Origin of the sequence: Paraburkholderia sp. GAS82 (assembly GCF_050436285.1) — a bacterium.
GTDB classification, from domain to species: domain Bacteria; phylum Pseudomonadota; class Gammaproteobacteria; order Burkholderiales; family Burkholderiaceae; genus Paraburkholderia; species Paraburkholderia phenazinium_B.
Map to the genome: position 1 here is coordinate 59,674 of NZ_JBNDLX010000007.1, position 18,099 is coordinate 77,772.

The 18,099-nt window shown below is 60.3% G+C and carries 18 protein-coding genes; 11 read left to right on the forward strand and 7 right to left on the reverse strand.

All coding sequences use genetic code 11. From position 1 onward, the window contains the following. The first annotated feature begins 58 nt into the window (after positions 1–58). The 3 genes from P3T17_RS22175 to P3T17_RS22185 are packed head-to-tail and all read left to right on the forward strand — an operon-like array spanning position 59 to position 3,154. Complete coding sequence (locus P3T17_RS22175) at positions 59–1,045, forward strand: ABC transporter substrate-binding protein (protein ID WP_143787747.1); 987 nt, start codon at positions 59–61, stop codon at positions 1,043–1,045. A gap of 17 nt (positions 1,046–1,062) precedes the next feature. Next, on the forward strand, positions 1,063–2,319 hold the full coding sequence (locus tag P3T17_RS22180) for an ABC transporter permease (protein WP_429408903.1): 1,257 nt from the start codon (positions 1,063–1,065) through the stop codon (positions 2,317–2,319). 13 nt (positions 2,320–2,332) lie between these two features. After that, positions 2,333–3,154: an ABC transporter permease gene (locus tag P3T17_RS22185; protein WP_429408904.1), complete on the forward strand. Its 822-nt coding sequence runs from the start codon at positions 2,333–2,335 to the stop codon at positions 3,152–3,154. 62 nt (positions 3,155–3,216) lie between these two features. Here the strand turns inward: P3T17_RS22185 and P3T17_RS22190 are convergent, their stop codons facing one another. Both P3T17_RS22190 and P3T17_RS22195 read right to left on the reverse strand, forming a co-directional pair. Next, a complete protein-coding gene (locus P3T17_RS22190) occupies positions 3,217–4,278 on the reverse strand; it encodes a hypothetical protein (protein WP_429408905.1) in 1,062 nt (353 codons plus the stop codon). A gap of 186 nt (positions 4,279–4,464) precedes the next feature. Beyond that, the gene (locus tag P3T17_RS22195; RefSeq protein ID WP_429408906.1) at positions 4,465–5,583 is read right to left on the reverse strand and encodes a helix-turn-helix transcriptional regulator; all 1,119 of its coding nucleotides are present in this window, start codon (positions 5,581–5,583) and stop codon (positions 4,465–4,467) included. A 227-nt stretch (positions 5,584–5,810) separates the two neighbouring features. Here P3T17_RS22195 and P3T17_RS22200 point away from each other — a divergent pair, with 227 nt between their 5' ends. Further along, entirely contained in the window at positions 5,811–6,518 is a 708-nt protein-coding gene (locus P3T17_RS22200) for a hypothetical protein (protein WP_429408907.1), read from the forward strand. 38 nt (positions 6,519–6,556) lie between these two features. On the opposite strand, the gene P3T17_RS22205 is transcribed toward P3T17_RS22200, so the two are convergent. Then, positions 6,557–7,633, reverse strand: a complete 1,077-nt coding sequence (locus P3T17_RS22205) for a LacI family DNA-binding transcriptional regulator (RefSeq protein WP_429408908.1) — start codon at positions 7,631–7,633, stop codon at positions 6,557–6,559. 125 nt (positions 7,634–7,758) lie between these two features. Between P3T17_RS22205 and P3T17_RS22210 the strand changes: the two genes are divergently transcribed. Further along, the gene (locus P3T17_RS22210; protein ID WP_429408909.1) at positions 7,759–8,952 is read left to right on the forward strand and encodes a phytanoyl-CoA dioxygenase family protein; all 1,194 of its coding nucleotides are present in this window, start codon (positions 7,759–7,761) and stop codon (positions 8,950–8,952) included. A gap of 261 nt (positions 8,953–9,213) precedes the next feature. Then, a complete protein-coding gene (locus tag P3T17_RS22215; protein ID WP_429409144.1) occupies positions 9,214–9,477 on the forward strand; it encodes a DUF4148 domain-containing protein in 264 nt (87 codons plus the stop codon). A gap of 141 nt (positions 9,478–9,618) precedes the next feature. Here the strand turns inward: P3T17_RS22215 and P3T17_RS22220 are convergent, their stop codons facing one another. From P3T17_RS22220 to P3T17_RS22230, 3 genes are read right to left on the reverse strand one after another with little or no spacing between them, the layout of a single operon-like run. Further along, the gene (locus P3T17_RS22220) at positions 9,619–10,824 is read right to left on the reverse strand and encodes a porin (protein ID WP_429408910.1); all 1,206 of its coding nucleotides are present in this window, start codon (positions 10,822–10,824) and stop codon (positions 9,619–9,621) included. A gap of 42 nt (positions 10,825–10,866) precedes the next feature. Further along, positions 10,867–12,360, reverse strand: coding sequence for a sodium:solute symporter family protein (locus P3T17_RS22225; protein ID WP_429408911.1), 1,494 nt, complete (start codon positions 12,358–12,360; stop codon positions 10,867–10,869). Next, positions 12,357–12,635, reverse strand: coding sequence for a DUF3311 domain-containing protein (locus tag P3T17_RS22230; protein WP_429408912.1), 279 nt, complete (start codon positions 12,633–12,635; stop codon positions 12,357–12,359). The genes P3T17_RS22225 and P3T17_RS22230 overlap by 4 nt, the downstream gene beginning before the upstream one ends. A 258-nt stretch (positions 12,636–12,893) precedes the next feature. On the opposite strand from P3T17_RS22230, the gene P3T17_RS22235 reads away from it, so the two are divergent. The 4 genes from P3T17_RS22235 to P3T17_RS22250 all read left to right on the forward strand — a co-directional run bounded on the left by P3T17_RS22235 (position 12,894) and on the right by P3T17_RS22250 (position 16,147). Then, positions 12,894–13,430 carry a cupin domain-containing protein gene (locus tag P3T17_RS22235; RefSeq protein ID WP_074267861.1) on the forward strand — a complete coding sequence of 179 codons (537 nt, stop codon included), beginning with the start codon at positions 12,894–12,896 and terminating at the stop codon, positions 13,428–13,430. A gap of 3 nt (positions 13,431–13,433) precedes the next feature. Continuing rightward, on the forward strand, positions 13,434–13,811 hold the full coding sequence (locus P3T17_RS22240) for a TIGR04076 family protein (protein ID WP_074267860.1): 378 nt from the start codon (positions 13,434–13,436) through the stop codon (positions 13,809–13,811). Beyond that, a complete protein-coding gene (locus P3T17_RS22245) occupies positions 13,808–14,863 on the forward strand; it encodes an aldo/keto reductase (RefSeq protein WP_429408913.1) in 1,056 nt (351 codons plus the stop codon). The genes P3T17_RS22240 and P3T17_RS22245 overlap by 4 nt, the downstream gene beginning before the upstream one ends. Positions 14,864–15,028: 165 nt before the next feature. Next, positions 15,029–16,147, forward strand: coding sequence for an FUSC family protein (locus P3T17_RS22250; protein ID WP_429408914.1), 1,119 nt, complete (start codon positions 15,029–15,031; stop codon positions 16,145–16,147). Positions 16,148–16,165: 18 nt separating this feature from the next. Here the strand turns inward: P3T17_RS22250 and P3T17_RS22255 are convergent, their stop codons facing one another. Beyond that, the gene (locus P3T17_RS22255) at positions 16,166–16,483 is read right to left on the reverse strand and encodes a DUF4148 domain-containing protein (RefSeq protein WP_074267857.1); all 318 of its coding nucleotides are present in this window, start codon (positions 16,481–16,483) and stop codon (positions 16,166–16,168) included. A 995-nt stretch (positions 16,484–17,478) separates the two neighbouring features. Here P3T17_RS22255 and P3T17_RS22260 point away from each other — a divergent pair. Continuing rightward, positions 17,479–18,063 carry a hypothetical protein gene (locus tag P3T17_RS22260; RefSeq protein ID WP_143787676.1) on the forward strand — a complete coding sequence of 195 codons (585 nt, stop codon included), beginning with the start codon at positions 17,479–17,481 and terminating at the stop codon, positions 18,061–18,063. The last annotated feature ends 36 nt before the right edge of the window (positions 18,064–18,099 follow it).

Below are 18,099 nucleotides of genomic sequence, written 5' to 3' on the forward strand. Positions count from 1 at the left end.
TCCCATCCGGCACGGCGCTATTTTTACCGCCGTCACGGTCCTCTCTGTCCTGTCTTCGATGGCGCACGCCGCCGACACGTTGTCCGTCGTCACGTTCGGCGGCGCTTACGAATCGGCAGCAAAACAAGCCTGGTTCGAGCCGTTCACCGCAAAGACCGGGATCGGCTTTTCGACGGAATCGTACGACGGCGGCCTCGCGAAACTGTCCGCGATGGAACAGGCGAAGAACCCCACGTGGGATCTGATCGACCTCGAAACCAACGACGCCATCACGGCATGCGACGAAGGTCTGCTGCAGAAGTTCGACCGCAAGCAGCTCGGCAATACCGCTGACTTTCTGCCTGGCTCGATCAGCGATTGCGCCGTCTCGGCGATGGTGTGGTCGACCGTGTATGCGTACGACACGACAAAGCTGAAGACGCCGCCCACCTCCATCAACGATTTCTTCGATCTGAAGAAATATCCGGGCAAGCGCGGCATGCGCAAATCGCCGAAGGTGGCGATGGAATGGGCGCTGATCGCCGATGGCGTTGCGCCGAAGGACGTCTATAAGGTGCTCGGCACGCCCGCAGGCGTCGACCGCGCATTCAAGAAGCTCGACACGATCAAGTCGAGCATCGTCTGGTGGGACGCGGGTGCGCAGGCGCCGCAGCTGCTCGCGGACGGCGCGGTCGTGATGACGCAGGCTTATAACGGCCGTATCGACGATGCCACGCACAAGGATGGCAAGCCCTTCAAGGTCGTCTGGGATGCGCAGGTCTACGACTATGAATGGTGGGGCATTCCGATGGGCGCGAAGCATGCGGCCGACGCGGAGAAGTTCATCGTCTCGGCATCGACTCCGCAGGCCTATGCGGACCTCTCGAAGTACATCGCGTATGCGCCGCCGCGCAAGGAAGCGATTCCGCTGATCGACAAGGCACGCCTCGCCGATCTACCGACTGCGCCGGCCAACTTCAAGCGTCCGCTGCAGATCGATGCGACGTTCTGGGCCGACAACGCGGATGCGATCAGCAAGCGCTTCCAGGTGTGGCTCACGCAGTAACGAGAACGGGCGAGACGATGAACACGCCAATGCAGCCCACAGCAACGATCGGCGCCGGCAACCCCGGCGGCGTCCGTCACGCCTGGCAGCGCGCCCGTCGCAAGGCCGCCTTGCAGGCGTTACTGCTGGCGTTGCCGTTGCTCGTGTTCCTGCTCGCCACGTTTATCGCGCCCATCGCCAGTCTGCTGGCGCGCAGTGTGCAGAATCCCGAAGTGCGCGGGAGCATGCCGCAACTGACGGTGGCGCTACGGGCGTGGGATGGCAACGGCGTGCCTGGCGAACCGGTTTTTGCCGCACTCGGGCAAGGCTTGCGGCAATCGGCCGAAGCCGGCGAACTCGGTAACATCGCACGCCGAATGAATTTCTATCAGCCGGAGTTCCGCAGCCTGCTGATGAAGACGGCGCGCGAAACGCGCTCGCAGACACCCGACGCGTGGAAGCCTGCGCTGATCCAGATGGACCCGCGCTGGGGCGAGAACGAAACATGGCGCCTGCTAAAACGCGCCGCCACGTCGCCGACGCCGGACTACCTTCTCAACGCGATCGATGCACAGATCGCGCCGGACGGTTCCGTGACACCGGTGCCCGCGGACAGCGCCGTCTATCGCGCCGCCTTCGTGCGCACCATCCAGATCAGCGCGACCGTCACGCTGTTGTGTCTGCTGCTCGGCTACCCGGTCGCCTACCTGCTCGCCACGCTACCGCCGAAACAGGGTAACCGGCTCATGCTGTTCGTCATCGTGCCGTTCTGGACATCGCTGCTGGTGCGCACGACCGCGTGGTACGTCCTGCTGCAGCCGGGCGGCGTCATCAACACAGCGTTGATGCGCTTCGGCATCGTCCACCATCCAGTGCCGCTGGTCTTCAATCGCACCGGTGTGCTGATCGGCATGACGCACATTCTGCTGCCGTACATGATCCTCGCGATCTATTCGGTGATGAAAGGCGTCTCGCCGGTGTACGTACGGGCCGCGCAATCGCTGGGGGCGCATCCGGTCACGGCGTTCATCCGCGTCTATATTCCGCAGACGCTGCCAGGCGTCGGCGCCGGCTGCTTCCTCGTCTTCGTGCTTGCGCTCGGCTACTACATCACGCCTGCGTTACTGGGCGGCGCGGGGGACGAGATGATCAGCCAGCTGATCGCATCGCAGACCAACGAGCAGCTCAACTGGGGACTCGCGGGCGCTCTGTCGTGCTATCTGGTGGTCTTCACGGCCCTCTTCTATTTCGTCTTCAACCGGCTTGTCGGTATCGACCGGCTGCGCTTCGGCTAGCGGAGAGACCAGCATGCAACCTCAACGTCACCAAACGCTGTCCGAGCGTATCGCGGGCGCAGGGCTGCGCGTGCATTGCGCGTTGATCTTCCTGTTTCTCGTCGCGCCGATTCTCGCGATCGTGCCGTTGTCGTTCAACTCGGGCTCGTTCTTTTCCTATCCGATGGAAGGCATTTCGCTGCGCTGGTACGCGCAAGCGTTCGGCTCGCACGACTGGCAGCTTGCGTTCGCGAATAGCATCGGCATCGGCGCGGTCGCGACATTGATTGCAACCTGCCTCGGGACACTCGCCGCGCTCGGGCTGAGCCGTCCGGTATTCCCATTTCGCACGATCATCATGCCGCTGCTGATTTCGCCGATGATCATCCCGATCGTGGTGGTCGCCGCCGGCTTCTACCTGATCTTCGCGCCGCTCGGACTCGTGAACTCGTACATGGGCGTAGTGCTCGCGCATGCAGCACTTGGCACGCCGTTTGTCGTGATTACGGTGACCGCCTCGCTGCTGTCGTTCGACCAGAGCCTGCTGCGCGCCGCCTCCGGTCTCGGCGCGCGGCCGTGGACCACCTTCCGCCGCGTCACGCTGCCGCTGATCGCACCGGCTGTGGCGACGGGCAGCGTGTTCGCGTTCGCCACGTCGTTCGACGAGGTGATCGTTATTCTCTTCATTGGCGGCCCTGAGCAGCGCACCGTGCCGCGTCAGATGTGGAGCGGCATCCGCGACCAGATCGATCCTTCGATTCTTGCGGTGGCGACGGTGTTGATTGTGTTTGCAACGTTGTTGTTCACTGCGATGAACTGGTTGCGTGGCAGGGCCGCCGCCGGCTCGGCACCCTGAAACAAGCCACACAAGCTCCCCGCCGCTGCCGGCCCCCGTATCAGTCCATCAATCACATCGAGCTAAAAAGTCACCGCCGCTTTCAGGCTTGTAATTGCTGCAGCATTCAGACGTATCTGGATGTTCTGCGAATAGTTGAGCGTGAAACCCTGCGTGGTGCCCGCTGCCGCAACCGGATACTCGTTGCCGCCCAGAACCGTGCCGTCCTTGACGAGGTTGCCAGAGTAGACGTTGCCGTTGAGGTCGTAATAGGTGTGATACGTCGGGGTGGTCCGGTTAGGACGCACCGCGCTGGCGACGTAGGTGGTGACGCCGTTGATGGTCGACACTGCGCCATTGCTCAGTGTGTAGGTCGTGTCGTCGGAGCCGGACTTGATACCGCCTGCCGTCATCAGCGCGGCGATGGTCGTGCCGGTCGCAACAGGTACGGGCGTGTTTCCGGTTGTCGAACCCGTATAGTCTTCCACTGTGTACGTGTCGCCGATCTGGGTCTCTGTGTACTTCATGTACGCCGCGCCCGCGGTCCACGTCGTGGTCGTGTTCAGCAGTGCAGTGTTGAAGTACAGAAAGTTGAACCATTGCACCAGATCGGTCGGGGCGGAGGCCACGGTACCGCTCAGCGGCACGACCGAGATATTGCTGCGCAAGGTGCTGTTGACCGTTGTGGCACCGTCCACGGCAAGCGTGTCGGCCCTGACGCCGGTTCCCTGAAAGCTGATGTTCGTGATGTAGGCTGGGCCGGAACCAATCAGGATGCTGCCATTGATCAGATACCGTTCGGGAAGCGATGCGGCAGCCGGAATCGGCAAGGTGTTGGCGATCGACGCGAGCGCGGAGTTGGTCACCTTCTGCGTGCCGGCGCTCGGCGACGCAGCCAGAGACCCGTAGCTGTCGTCGAAATAGCTCGTTCCGCTAACTGTTGCGCCCGAGGCAGGCAAATCCCAGTCGGTTCGATACGCCTGATTCGGCGTGAGCTCGAAGCTTTGAAAAGTGGTTTGATCCGCGCTCAGCGTGGGCGTAGTGCTCGAACCGGAACTGGACCCTGAATGCCCGCCGCCGCACGCGGTCAACGCCGCGACCAGGCCAAATGCGACAGACAGTTTTTTGCGCTGCATCATGTTCATCTGATTCCCCTCTTGGTGTGTTTGATAATCCCCTGGTACCCGGGCACGTCTGCGTCAGGCGTCTGCCGACGTCTGCGCTGGTCTGCGTGCAATGAAAGACTATCGATTGGTCGGGGTGGGGACATCCCCAAAATTGGGGATACGAGTGGGAATCAGCTTGTTCGAACGGCGGGTATGGCAGGATGCCTAATCGGCCTGCGGGAGATCGATGCCCGCGAACAGTGTGGCGATTTCCGACATGCGACGCGTGCCGGTCTTAGCCATGATCGATTTGATCTGGCTTCGCACGGTGCTGACTTTCACGCCACTGCGCGAAGCGCATTCGGCGGGGGTCAATCCTTCCGCCATTGCGGCGGCTACGGCAATCTCGGCGTGCGAGAGCGAATAAGGACGGGTACTCGCACCGGACCAGTTCGCGCGCTGAAAAGGGCAGCGCAGCAGGACCATCGCCATCGGATCTGCCGAAGTCACACTGGCCGCCAGGGAAGGGTTGAGCGGCACGATATGAAGCTCGACCGAAGGACGCCCGTTCGAATCGACCGTATAAATTGGCACCGAATCGATTGCCGGCGTGGGCCGACAGATTTGTTTCACGCGTTGAACCAGTTGACGCGCAAGATGCGGATCGGACAACGTCAAACGTCCAGACCTCACGAGCACATCTTGCGCGCGATCGAGCAGCGCGCTGGCAACGCGATTGCTATAGCGAATCGTCGCGTACTCGTCGACGATAATGACTGCGCGCGGCAGCACGTCGAGTGCCGCGCAAGACATCGATGCACCGACGAGGCTTCGCGCGGCCAGCTCACGCACCCGAAACACGTGCGGAAGATGATCGAGCACGCGCTGAAGCTCAGCCACGGTATGCTCTTCGTAAGGGCGATGGCCGACCGGGCGATGCACCGCCAGGATCAAACGCCGGTTGCCGTCGAACAGCGTGCCGCCGCACGAATAGCGCAGTCCCTCGGGAATATAGAAACCCTGGTAGTACTCGCTTTTCTGCACCATGCTCTCGGATACATGGCGATGCATCGCATGCATGCGTCCGGCGGGCTCACGCAACAGCACGTGGCGCGCGAGATCGAGATTGTGATAGTGGCCTGCATAATCGCGGGCCCAGTTCGCACCGTATCCGCTGAACCGGTATTCGACGAAACTGCCGGTCAGCGCGTCATGCACGAAGCAGTTTGCCGCGCGCGCATCGGCGAGACGCTTCAATGCCTCCAGGGCCGTGTCCCATTGATCGGGCGCGACTGCAGCCGCATAGAGTGCGGCAATCGCTTCATCAGCCGAATATGCACTCACTTTTCTGCCTCTTATAATGATCGGTGTGCCACGATTTAACCGATACTGAGCTGCAGCTCGTACGCCCGTCGAACGCGTTTTTAAAACATTCGTTTCGGTTGAAGCATGGGAAGCGGGTCTTGCGACAGTTTAATTTCTCCCGTCTTTGCGTAGCTGTCCATTCCTCGTTTGAGGTGTTGCAGGATTTATTTTTTTGTTGTTGGCAAGTCTATCAAGGAGACGAATTCATGATCGAGGTTGCCCAGACGCTGCGCCAGTCAATCGGGTTCGATGCGCTCCTGATCGGAACCGGTACCTCCAACGAAGACGGCTCCGTCAGCATTAGTCAAACTCAACTGGTTAATCTCCCACCTGAATTCGTCGAAGAATATCCCAATGTGTCATCGGCCGATGTCGTTGCACAGGTATTCGCGGCGCTTCCGCACACGGTCCAGGTAGTTTCGATCCGCGACTATCGCGAACTCAAGGCGGACCACCCGATCGCCGACTATCTTGAGAAATACGATATCGAGCACCTCATGCTGACGGGCATCCATAGCTCGTATGGCCTTGCGTGGATCACCATTTACCGGTTCAGACGTGGCGCGTTTGCGGAGCCCTTCAATAGCGACGACGCCGAAGCCGCGAAATACAGTGTACCGGGTGTGCTCTATCAATGGCAATGCCGGACACAACCGAAAAGAGAAGTATCGAGCGACATATCGGCCACGCTTGCTCCGCTTGAGCGCGATGAACTGCAGATTGTGCTGTTGAAGCTTCAGGGCATGCTGAACAAAACCATCCAGGACAAGCTGCACGTCAAGGAAGACCGGGTCAAAGACGTGCTCAAAAAGGCGCGCCTGTGGTTGGGTGTATCCGGCCGAAAGCTCACACCCCAGGACCTGGAGAAGACGGCGCAGGCAAAGGACAGACAACGCGAAAGTGGCTCGTCCTGAAGTCGCGGCTCTGCTGGTGTTCCGCGCACATAGACCCGTCATCTCCAGTGGTCATTAGCGGATTCCTGCGGTGCATTGCCGAAACGGCGACTAATGTACTGTGGGATGTTTGCCGGAGTCACCACGACCACGGACGATGAATCGCCAATAGCCGACGCCGGCAGCAGCTTGTGGAAATGCATGATCTGGTGGCACGCGTTGCGCAGATCCAGACGCAGGTCATGATGCAAAACCGCGCTAATGCTTCCATCGCGCAACAGTCGAATGTTGTCCCTGTCGAGATCATGCGCAATGAAGCACTGTGGCGCTTTTCCCATGCCATGCAGGGCGCGGAGTATCGCAACATTGCCACCGCCCATCGAGTACACCGCTGCGATGGTCTTTTTTCTGCCGACGGCTTTTCGCACGCGCTCCTCGGTCAGGGCGTCGAGCCCATGGCCGCCACTGGCGTCTACCAGGGCCAGTTTCGGATAGCGCGCGCGCAGTTCATCGCGAAAGCTGAGCTTACGATCTTCCTCGCCCCGGAAGCTGTCGTCGCTCATCGCCACAAGAACGTTTCCGTGTGACTGCGCAAGCCACTGACCGATCAGAAAGGCGGCGGTCGCACCCGCCATCCGGTTATCCAGACCCGCGTATGCAATCCGAGCCGATCGCGGTATATCGGTGAAAATCGTCACGACCGGAATGCCGCGTTGACGCAGTGCGGCAATTGCGTCCGTCACCTCCGGAACGTCACGCGCCTTGAGCAGCACACCATGTGTGCCTCTGCGGCCCGTCGCCTCCAGTGCGTCCACCACCTGCGCGGTCGTCATGGTGTCCTGCATCGTGAAGCGTGGCCTGAATACGGCTGGGCGTAGAGTGGGAAGCTCCGATTCGAATGCTTCGCGTATTTCGTCGCAGAACCGGCTCGGCGCTTCCACCAGGACGTCGACGACAAGCTTTCTCCCGGTGACTGCCAATTGAAACTGCTGCCGCTCCAGTTCCTTGATCGCGTGTTGAACCCGCTGACGGCTGCGCTCGTGCACGTTTGGACGGCCATTCAGCACGCGGTCGACCGTGGCAAGGCCAACGCCAGCCTGCAGCGCAATTTCCTTCATCAGAAAGCGACGGGCCATGGATTCCACTTGAGGTGTTTTTGATGTGTTTATGGTACCGCAGACCAGTGCAACGGCAGTATCGTTAGGGAAACCAATTAGCAACCCTCACATGAGAGTGCACTTTCATGGGATCGGAGACAGACATGGACACGCAACGCTCACGCCCGGATGCCGGGCGCAGGAAACCGTACCGCGAACAGGATTGTTCGCTTCGCGACTTTCTTACCGTATTGCACGATGGTCGCGATGCCGTTCGAGCCGAATATGCAGACGAAACGCGTGAGAACGTGCCGTTCTACGATTGCAACCGGTTAAGCGGGATGCTTGAGGATGCGACACGGCGCACGGAGCTGCAACTCGAGTGGGCGGACGTTCTGGAACATGGCGCAGGCGTGCTTGTATTGAAGCGCGCGTTTCCCGACACCACGCCGATCGACGATGCAACGGCGGTCTTCGATGCGATCATCCGGGACGAGCGGGAAGCAGGCAGCGCGGCAGCCGATCATTTTGCCAAGGCAGGAGCCAACGACAGAATATGGAACGCGCAGCAAAAGCTTTGCATGCGCGCCCCGTCCGCGTTTGCCCGTTACTACGCTAACCCCGTGCTGGTTGCCGCGGCGCAAGCATGGCTGGGCCCCTGCTTTCAGGTGACGTCGCAGGTGAACGTCGTGCGTCCCGGCGGCGACGCGCAACAGGCGCATCGCGACTACCACCTGGGGTTCCAGACCGTAGCGGAGGCCGAACGCTATCCGGCACACGTGCATACGATGTCGCCCTTCCTGACACTGCAAGGTGCGGTCGCACACAGCGATATGCCGGTGGAAAGCGGACCCACCAAGCTGCTGCCGTTCTCGCAGCGCTACGCGCCAGGCTATCTTGCGTGGCGGCGTCCGGACTTTCGTGAGTACTTCGAGGCGAACTACGTCCAGTTGCCTCTCGAGAAAGGCGATGTGATCTTCTTTAGTCCTGCGCTTTTTCACGCAGCGGGGGCGAACCGCACGGCAAGCGTTCAACGTATGGCGAATCTTTTGCAGATTTCGTCGGCTTATGGGCGTGCAATGGAATCGCTGGATCGCACGAGAATGTGTGAGGTGCTGTATCCCGTTCTGCTCGATCAAGTCATGACCCACAGGTTGAGCGCAGCTGAAGCCGACGCGGTCATTGCGTCAAGTGCTGAGGGGTATCCGTTTCCTACCAATCTGGATAGTGATCCACCGATAGGCGGTCTCGCGCCGGAGAGCCAGCAAATGTTGTTCGCGCGGGCACTAAGGGAGTCATGGAAGGTTGATGCGTTCGTTGCGGCGCTACGTCGGCAAGCGGGGCAACGGGAGGCGTGAAGCGGGTGCCTCAGCTGCTGCGTTGTGGCCACAAACTCAGCTCCTCGCGATCCCAAGACTGTTGTAAAGGCAAGAAAACAGTTTTGCGCTCAGCGGAGTGGTAGTGCGTGCTGACTGGTGGTCTACTAATTACACGCTATAGAAATAGAACCCCCTACGAAGCATGCCGGCTTGCGCTATCCGCGCAAATGCTGGGATACATAAAAGTGGAGACGCTTCATCATGATCCATCCTTTCAGATTAGCAATTCCGATTACGCTAATGGCCGCCAGCGCATGTGCCATGGCGGGCACCCAGCTTACGCCGGAACAATGCAGCAGCTATCCTTTCAGACCGGCGCATGGACAGGTGACCAGGGCCGATCTGTCGCGTGAACTGGCTGAGCTCGAGTCAGTAGGGTATTGGCCTGGGACAGGCAACTACTCCCCGGGCATTCCTGTGATGCGAGCTCGCCTGAATGAGAAATACGCCCGGGACTGCGGGTCGCAGCACACTTCGACTGACGTTCAAACGCCGGGTGGCTGAGCGGGCTCAGGCAGGTGAACGGCAGGAAATATGTCGCAGTACGGAATGATCGTCTGGACATGACTGACGAGACAACCGGAGCTGAAATCCACCAGGGAGTGAATGCTTGATACCCCCTGATGGGTTTGCTGCTTGCATAGCTTAAAACGCGTGGTACATCCCCACCGACATCAGCAGTTGCCTGGAGGTGCTGGAGTCATAGCCGGCGCCAGGAATTTCAGCAATTGCTGTACGCCCTACTACTGCACCATCGGCATCGAACACAGGAGCTATGCCATCGCCGCCTGCCTTCTGAACAATCGCAATGGCATAGAGGCTGGTGCGCTTCGAAAGCGCGTACGTCACACCAAGGTTCACCTGCTGGAAGTCCGGCTTCAGGTTCTGGTAGTCGGCCTTCCCCGCGTTGAAGATGTAGGCCGCGCCTAACAGCAATGCAGGCGTGACTCTGTAGGTCGCGCTGGCTTCGTAGGCATCCATCTTGAAGTCGTTGCCGCCTCCCGCACCCGCAAATCCGTTGATGACGAAGTACTGGCTGTTTTCCAGGTCGGTGTGCGAGTAGTTCAATGCCAGCGTTGCCTGGCCGATCGAGTACGAACCGCCAATCGTGAGCACCTTCATCGAACTGGCGTCCTGCAATCCGACGTAATCGTTCAATGAGCCCACATAGTTGCCATTGGATGCGTACACGCCGCCGGTACCGCCCGCGTTCGTCGCAGGATTCTGAATGTCCAGATAGCCCGCGGCAACCGCGAACGGTCCGCGGTTATACGCGGCGGCCAACGACCAGACGCGATTCGTCGAGAAATTACCTGCTACGCCGCCCAGGCTGAACATTCCTTCCACATGCAAGCCACCCCATGTCGGGCTCACGTACTTGACGGCGTTGTTGAAGCGGATCGACTGGTTCAGGTTGTCGAGATCGCCGAAGTGCGACCCGTAGCCGGTGGCGAAATTATTGCTGGACGGAAAGTAGCCGACCGTCAACGACGGCGGATCGTACTGACGCCCTAGCGTCACCGTGCCCCATTGATCGTTGGCGAGCCCCACGAAAGCCTGCCGCCCGAATTCCGTGCCGCCCTGTCCGAGTTTGCCGTTCTGGATGTTAAAGCCGTTCTCGAGCGTGAAGATCGCAGATGTGCCGCCGCCCAGGTCTTCCTTGCCCTTCAGCCCCCAGAGGTTGCAACTCGGTGGACCGCAGGTGTCTGCCTCGACGACGTGCCCCTTGCCGGTATTGTTGACGAACGTCAGGCCCGAATCGACCAGCCCGTACAGCGTCACGCTGCTCTGGGCCGAGGCCAGCGCCGGTAGCGCCATCAGCACGGCAAGACAGATACTGCTCTTTTTCATCAGGATCTCCAGGTAAAGGGGCTGTCGTTCGAAGAGGCTTATTCAGACGGTCGATTGCTCGCTCGCAGCACGCTCAAGCGCAACGCCGAGCGACACCGCATGCCGCCCAGGCAACGGCGTGGCCAGACTGACGAGCACAACCATCGCTGCATTGATCGCCATCGCGATCAGACCAGGTTCGCATTGGGGGGCGACGGCATCCCAGTAGTGCGCCGCAAACGGTGCAAGCAGCGCAATAAAGCCGGCCACGAGACCCGCAAGTACACCTGTCGCAGTGGTCCTCTTCCAAATGAAACCAAGGAAGACACCGGGCGCAAGCATCCCGATTGCCGAATACGCGTCGAGCAAAATCTTGACGAGCGAGCCTTTCTGGCTGATCGACAACCACACGGCGATCGCAGCAAATACCGTGAGCGCGCCGCGGGAAATCACCAGGAACGTGGCGTCCTTAAGACCCGGCAGGATCGGCGCGACCACGTTGCGGCTGAAGATCGATCCCGCGGTTAGCAGAAGCAGCGCGCCAGGCGCGAGTGCCAGCAGGAATCCGGTGCCGGCCACGAGGCCCACGATGGGCGCGGAATAGCGCTGCGAGATGAACTGCAGCAAGGCCGCGTTAAGGTTGTTGCCAGGCGGATGCGTGCCGGCCAGCAACGCAGCGAAGCCAAGCAGAATAATGAAGAAGTAGGCGAGCGAATAAAGCGGTTGCCAGATCGCGTTGCGGCGGATGGCGGTAGCGCTTTGCGCTGTGTACGACATCTGGAACAGATGAGGAAAGACCCAGTTGCCGAGTGCGATGTTGATCGACGATGTCATCAACCAGATCGCCGTAGTGGGTGACGTAGGATCCAGACCGGGGAATCTGCCAATACCTGGATGCTGAACCTCAGCCATCCGAAAGATATCCAGCATCGATGCGGCACCGACCTTACCCGCTACCGTCGCGCTCAACAGCACGACCACCACGATCATCAACACGTCCTTGACGCCGGCCGCGAATGCTGCGGAGCGTATCCCCGCGACGAACACGAACGTGATCATCAACAGCCCGGCAATCAGCGTGGCCGTCTGGGTGGAGATCAGGTCATCCAGCGTCAACTGGACGATCAGTCCCAGGCTGACCAACTGGATTTGCACATAGACGATCAGCGAAGCGATGCCGATCACGCCCGTCAGGACGCCGAGCCAGGTAGCGTCGTAGCGGGCAGCGAAGAAGTCGGCCTGGGTAACGAGTTGCCGGATGCGTCCGGCGCGCCAGATCTTCGGCATCAGCCAGTAGCCAATGGCATAGCTCATCGACACCGAACAGAAGGCAAGATACGCAGGCGCGCCTAGCGCCCATGCATAGCCGGAGATGCCGAGCACAGCAAATGTCGTGTACACCTCCCCTGCGTTCATGAACCAGAAGATGATCGCGCCCAGACTGCGGCCGCCCACCGCCCAGTCCGACAACGTATGCCCTTTCCGGGTGCGACGGCCATAGCCCACCGCACCGGTGAGCGTGGCAAGCAGAATCACCACAACGATGGCGAGCTTCATCGTGGCTCTCCCGCTGAACCCGACGTCGCCGCAATGAACGCCGCTTCCTCAAGTTCGACGCCATGGGCACGATCGAGCCGGAACACAATCGCGATCAGCACGCTCGTTAGCACGATTCCCGACAGTTGCCACAGCATGGGAAAGGGCAACCCGAATGGCGCCCACATCACCCCGTTGACGACAGGCGCAAGCCCTGCCTGCCATACGAAAGGAACCGCCAATAACCATCGATACGTATGACGGGGCGAGCCGCCCGTCCCGGGACCTTGTGCCATGACCGATGCTCCACGTAAAGTTACACTGCACTGCCGCAGGCAAAGTGTGCATCCACAGTGCACAACATTTCAAGTGAGTCAAAAACAATTTCTCGTCCAAACGGATCAGGTAAACCCCTGGTTAAATGCAAATTTATAGAGAATTCAGATTTTTTGTGAGGGCGGCCGCAAACGGCGTCGAGGAAATTGACGATCCAATTTTGTGCACCTATACTCCACACTAATGTACGACTCAGTTGCACGACGTGAGGCCTCAAATTGATTGGTGAACGGCTCAAGGAATTGCGGACCGCGCGCGGCATGTCGCTGCGTCAGCTGGCGAGTCTCGCGGATGTCTCACCCACCCTGCTCAGCCAGATCGAGCGGTCGGTGACTGATCCAAGCCTCGAAACGATGCGACGTCTGGCCGGGGTATTTGGAGAATCGGTCGCCTCGCTGTTCGCTCAAACAGTTGCCCCCGCTGTGTGGATCAGCCGCCCGGGTAACCGCTCGAGGCTGATTGCCCCCAAGGGTCGGGTCGGCTACGAGCGCCTGACTGCCGGCAACGGACAGCTCGAAGTGCTGCGCGCCGTGCTGCAACCAGGCGAAATCTCCGCGGATGAGCCGCGCGGCCATCCGTCCTCGGAATGCGTCTACGTCATCGCGGGCGAGCTCATCGCGCAGATCGACGGCATCGAGTACCAGGTGGCGGCCGGCGAAAGCATTTCGTTCGACTCACGGCTGCCGCACCGGTATCGCAACGGATCCACCACTCCCACCGAAATCATTCTCTCGGTCACACCACCGAACCCTTGAGCCATGACCTCTCACACTCCTGACGAGCGCGCGGGTCTGCCCTCGTTCGAACTCTACGATCTGCGTGTCGAAGTCGTTGCCCCTGAAGGGGCGAAACTCTATTGCGGCGCGCGCGTCGGCGACTACTTTGAACTGCATGGGGAAATGCTGCACCTGCCGCCGGGGCAAGCATTTTCCATTTATTCGCTTGCGGCACTGCTGCCGCTGCTGCCGGCCAAGCAACGCGCCACCGACCCGCATGACTGGATGTCGACCGATGCCGAAGTAGCCTGTCCCGATCCCAATTGCCCGTCGCGCTTTCGCATTTCGCGGCTCGGCAAACGCACGTTCCGGCACGTGGATACGACAGCGGTCAAACTGATTGATAAGGACTCTGAATGACACAGATGCAGCGCATCGAGCTGGCGCCAGGCTACTCGATCTCACGTATTCTCAAAGGGGGTTGGCAACTCGCCGGTGACCATGGCAGCGTGGACCGCGCCGCCGCGATTGCCGACATGGGCGCCTATTACGACGCAGGCATTACCGCATTCGACTGTGCAGACATCTACACCGGTGTCGAAGAAATGATTGGCGAGTTCCGCGACGACTACCGGCAACGGCGTGGCGCCGACAGCCTCGACCAGTTGAAGATCCATACGAAGTTCGTACCCGATCTGTCTCTGCTGCAGACGATCGACCGCAGGCTCGTCGAGCAAACTATCGACCGGTCTCTATCGCGCTTGCGCGTCGAACGGCTCGATCTGGTCCAGTTTCACTGGTGGGACTATTCCGTGGCGCGTTACCTCGAAGTCGCGCACTGGCTGCGTGAACTGCAGCAAGCCGGCAAGATCGACCGGCTAAGCGGGACGAACTTCGATACCCAACGCACCATGGAGCTGGTGGAGTCGGGCATCGAACTGACGAGCATGCAGGTGCAGTACTCCCTGCTGGACCGGCGTCCGGCGCGCCAACTGGGCGCTTACGCTCGCGAGCATGGCATTCACCTGTTCTGCTATGGCACGGTGGCGGGCGGCTTCCTTTCCGGACGGTGGCTCGGTGCTGCGGAACCGGGACAAGACATCGCAAACCGCTCGCTCATCAAATACAAACTGATCATTGACGATTTCGGCGGGTGGGATATTTTCCAGGCGCTGCTGCAAGCGCTGGACCGTATCGCGGCTAAACACAACGTCTCGATTGCGACCATCGCGACGCGCTGGGTACTCGATCAGGAGCAGGTGGCGGGCACGATCGTGGGCGTGCGCCGCGGCGATCATCTGCCGGAGCATCTGAAGGTCATGTCGGTCACGCTGGATGCCGAGGACCGTTCAGCAATCGAGCAGGTGCTCGCCCAGAGTGCGACGATCGAGGGAGACGTATATAGCGTCGAACGCGACATTCATGGACGGCACGGCAACATTATGAAGTATGAGTTGAACAGCGCTTCGTGACAGTGGACGGACCGATCGTTAATACGCGTTGTTAGCCTTTATATTTATCGGTTGACCTGAGTTGCCTGGATTATCCTAGTCATATCCCGCGTCCCGCAGACTTTGCGCCGAGCCTCAAACAGATCAGCGGGCTAATGTTCCCCGGAGGAGACGACGGATAACCCTATGAATGACAACCCGCAACGCTCCCCTGATCAAGGCGCACAACGCCGGCAGGCCACGCTGCGTCCGGTAGCGGCACTTGGCCAATGGCTGGACCGGATCGATCCCGGCACGCACCGCCGCATCAAAGGCTTGCGGCTCGTGACGGCGTACGGCATCGCGGCGGCACTCGGGACGTTGCAGGATATCGCCCATAGTGTGCCGAGCAGCGTCTCGCTGGGTTACCTTGCCGGAAGCTTCGCTCTGTGGGCGAGCGTGTCCGAGGGTAAAGCGACGCGAGCCGAATCGAGCCGCGACCTCGTCCTGTTGAGTTTTGCCGCCGCGCTGGGCGCAGTTCTGTTCGTGGTGTTATCCACGCCATTGCAACTCGCGGGGCGGGCGGGACCGGAACTGGTTCTCGTGACTGGCGCGTTTCTGGTCGGATATCTGAAACGATTCGGTGTCCTGGGGGCGGGCATCGGTTCACAAATCTACATTGGAGAATTGCTCGCGTACGGCACCCATCTGACGATTGCCGATCTGTGGGCGGTTGGAATTGCGGCGCTGATCGCCGCGCTCGCGTCGGTCGTGCCGCGCATGCTCAGTGGACCCGCGGAGCGGCCGGTCACGCCTGCGGTGCTCGCAGCCGGGCCGCAACCGTTACCCGGGAGATGCTCGCCGGAATTCCTCATGGGATTGCAGGCGGCCATCGCCGCGTTGACCATCTGCCTGCTGAACGGCCTGATTAGCCTCGAGGAGTCCGCCTGGGCGATCACCGCGTCCACGTACGTCGTCGCGGGTTCGGCAAGCGGCACGATACAGCGGGTGCGGCGACGGATCATCGGCACACTGATTGGCGTTCCGATAGGCCTCGCCTGTCTGCCGGTCGCAGAGCACGCGCCGTTGCTGATCTGGGCCGCAGCCGCCATCGCGATGATCATCTATGCGATGGCCTTGCCGGAACGCTACGACGTCGCCTGCGGTGCGTTCGCTTTCACGTTGATCGTCACGCTCGCGGCAAGTGGAGTGCACTCGATCCCCCTGCTCGCCGCTCGCGCCTGGGAGACGCTCCTTGGTGGAGCACTCGGCCTCGCTGCCGCGATATTCATCTTTCCACTTCGGTCTTCGAATCCCGAGCGGTAGAGAGCGTCCAGAGCAGGCTCACGGCTTGGTATAGAGCGAACCGAGGCCGATCACATCCGCGGTAACGGCGTGTGAACCCGAAGCCGACGTGCCGGCCGCCGACGAACCATATGACGATGCCGCAACGCCGTTTTGCGCGCTCAGGCGTGCCTCGGCTGCCTGAATGTTCTGCGGGTATTGCGTTTGATCGGTGGCCGGGTTGTAGCCGACCTTTTGCAGTTCGACGAGTTGCGCGCGCACTTCGGCACGGGTGAGCGGCTGATTCGACGATTGGGCGAACGACAGCGCAGGCAGAGCGACAACAGCAGCGACCAGAAGAGATTGGATGACTTTCATGATTTGCACCTGGAGATTGGGTTGTTCGCGCAGACACCCGTCGGGGGCGTCTGCTTTGCGAAGCCAGAACGTCTGGCGTGGAAGTATTAGAAGCCCCGGACGTATCTGGCTTGTGTCCGCGAGAGGCGCCAGTGCAAGGTTTTGTATTTATCGTGGGCGCAGATACATTGCGATACAAAGGCGATGACCCGCGACTCGTGCTACTCCATTCCACTAACCGAAAAAAGTATGAAAACGCGCCACGCTGGATCGTCTATCGGTTGTAACCATGGTGATTGCGTGAGCCAGGGGAAGGAGTAAGACCGTGCGGCGCTTTGCTCTTGTCTTTCTGTCATGCATGACGCTAGCGATCACGTGTGCCGCCCAGAAGCCTCCAAGGTGCGACAGTGACGTAGAGATTGCGCGTTCAGACGGTGCCTGCAAATCAACGGCCGCTGGTCAGGGCAGCAAAGCCGGGGCGCTGTCAGCCTCCCGTTCAGGCATGTCCCCCGGCGAAGCGGCTTCGGCGACCGGCGCGTTTGCGACCATCCGCAGCCTGAACAAAGGCGCGACCGTTCCCCATTACCCGGCGACGAATGTGCCCACGTCTGACGAGTCGTCGCCCTCTGATGCGCCGAGCGACGTCAGTCCAACGAAAAAACCGCCGTCGTCGGTGAAGAAGCCATCTGCGCGCCGGCCCGATCCGATGGAACCCATACCGGACAACAATAGATTGCGACCGGTAACGCCCCCTCGGAAGCCTATATGGCCCATCGTCGTAAGAATCCTTGCTGCCCTCCTTTCACTGGCTGTTCTCGCCCATGTCATCCGAAAGTGGCTGCGACGCCCGATGTCCACCAGGTGTTACGTCCGCATGCGCAGCGACCCCGGTAACCAGTCGTGCCGGCTGCCGAGCCACCACATGGTGTATCCCTCAGTCGAAGTGAGACTCGGGTCGACGTCGTGGGAAGCGCACATAGGTACGATGTCCGGCAGAGTCATCTCGTAGGAAAATCATGTCCGATATACCCGTTACGCTAGGTACGCTTTTGTGGAGCGACTCGCCCAGGACGTGCGCTAGCGCGTTGATCGACGCAGTCAAGCGCAACGCGCCGCATAACGTCGCGAAGCTGCCGCTCATGCAATGGAAGGAAATTGCGCAAGCGACGGAAGATCAGGTGTCGGCAGGCTTCGACACCAGCCTCGGCTCAATTCTGGTGCGTTCGTGGTGCGATCTGAAAGAGGTCCGCGAGGCGGCGGACCCTACACACACCCCTCCAGGAACAACCCGTTGTGTGCAGCTCGTCGATCATTCGATCGAGTCCGTGCATCATCCAAAACTGGAAATCACGATCGAAGGACTCGCCAGCTTCGAGATCCTGTTTGAGCTGAAACTCGCACTCGACATTCGCGGCGCAATACTCAGCATCCGCGACGCTCGGCTTCGAGAGATTTCGCTCGTCGAATGCCGCGGCGACGCCACCTTGTCATCGTACGGACAAACGCTGCAGCACTATGAATTGGGAACGGTCAGGTTTCCTGCGCAGATCCGCTTCGCCGGCGAAGGCGTGCCGCTCACATCTCCGCTAACGTCTCATTAGTAAGCCCACTCGTTTGCAACGTGGCAAGTCATGCCA

Coding starts and splice junctions, on each gene's coding strand:
- P3T17_RS22255 (WP_074267857.1), bottom strand. CDS start 16,483: ATGAAAGTCATCCAATCTCTTCTGGTCGCTGCTGTTGTCGCTCTGCCT.
- P3T17_RS22220 (WP_429408910.1), bottom strand. CDS start 10,824: ATGAAAAAGAGCAGTATCTGTCTTGCCGTGCTGATGGCGCTACCGGCG.
- P3T17_RS22215 (WP_429409144.1), top strand. CDS start 9,214: ATGGCCGCCAGCGCATGTGCCATGGCGGGCACCCAGCTTACGCCGGAA.
- P3T17_RS22210 (WP_429408909.1), top strand. CDS start 7,759: ATGGACACGCAACGCTCACGCCCGGATGCCGGGCGCAGGAAACCGTAC.
- P3T17_RS22240 (WP_074267860.1), top strand. CDS start 13,434: ATGACCTCTCACACTCCTGACGAGCGCGCGGGTCTGCCCTCGTTCGAA.
- P3T17_RS22175 (WP_143787747.1), top strand. CDS start 59: ATGGCGCACGCCGCCGACACGTTGTCCGTCGTCACGTTCGGCGGCGCT.
- P3T17_RS22190 (WP_429408905.1), bottom strand. CDS start 4,278: ATGAACATGATGCAGCGCAAAAAACTGTCTGTCGCATTTGGCCTGGTC.
- P3T17_RS22230 (WP_429408912.1), bottom strand. CDS start 12,635: ATGGCACAAGGTCCCGGGACGGGCGGCTCGCCCCGTCATACGTATCGA.
- P3T17_RS22200 (WP_429408907.1), top strand. CDS start 5,811: ATGATCGAGGTTGCCCAGACGCTGCGCCAGTCAATCGGGTTCGATGCG.
- P3T17_RS22180 (WP_429408903.1), top strand. CDS start 1,063: ATGAACACGCCAATGCAGCCCACAGCAACGATCGGCGCCGGCAACCCC.
- P3T17_RS22205 (WP_429408908.1), bottom strand. CDS start 7,633: ATGGCCCGTCGCTTTCTGATGAAGGAAATTGCGCTGCAGGCTGGCGTT.
- P3T17_RS22260 (WP_143787676.1), top strand. CDS start 17,479: ATGTCCGATATACCCGTTACGCTAGGTACGCTTTTGTGGAGCGACTCG.
- P3T17_RS22225 (WP_429408911.1), bottom strand. CDS start 12,360: ATGAAGCTCGCCATCGTTGTGGTGATTCTGCTTGCCACGCTCACCGGT.
- P3T17_RS22185 (WP_429408904.1), top strand. CDS start 2,333: ATGCAACCTCAACGTCACCAAACGCTGTCCGAGCGTATCGCGGGCGCA.
- P3T17_RS22250 (WP_429408914.1), top strand. CDS start 15,029: ATGAATGACAACCCGCAACGCTCCCCTGATCAAGGCGCACAACGCCGG.
- P3T17_RS22245 (WP_429408913.1), top strand. CDS start 13,808: ATGACACAGATGCAGCGCATCGAGCTGGCGCCAGGCTACTCGATCTCA.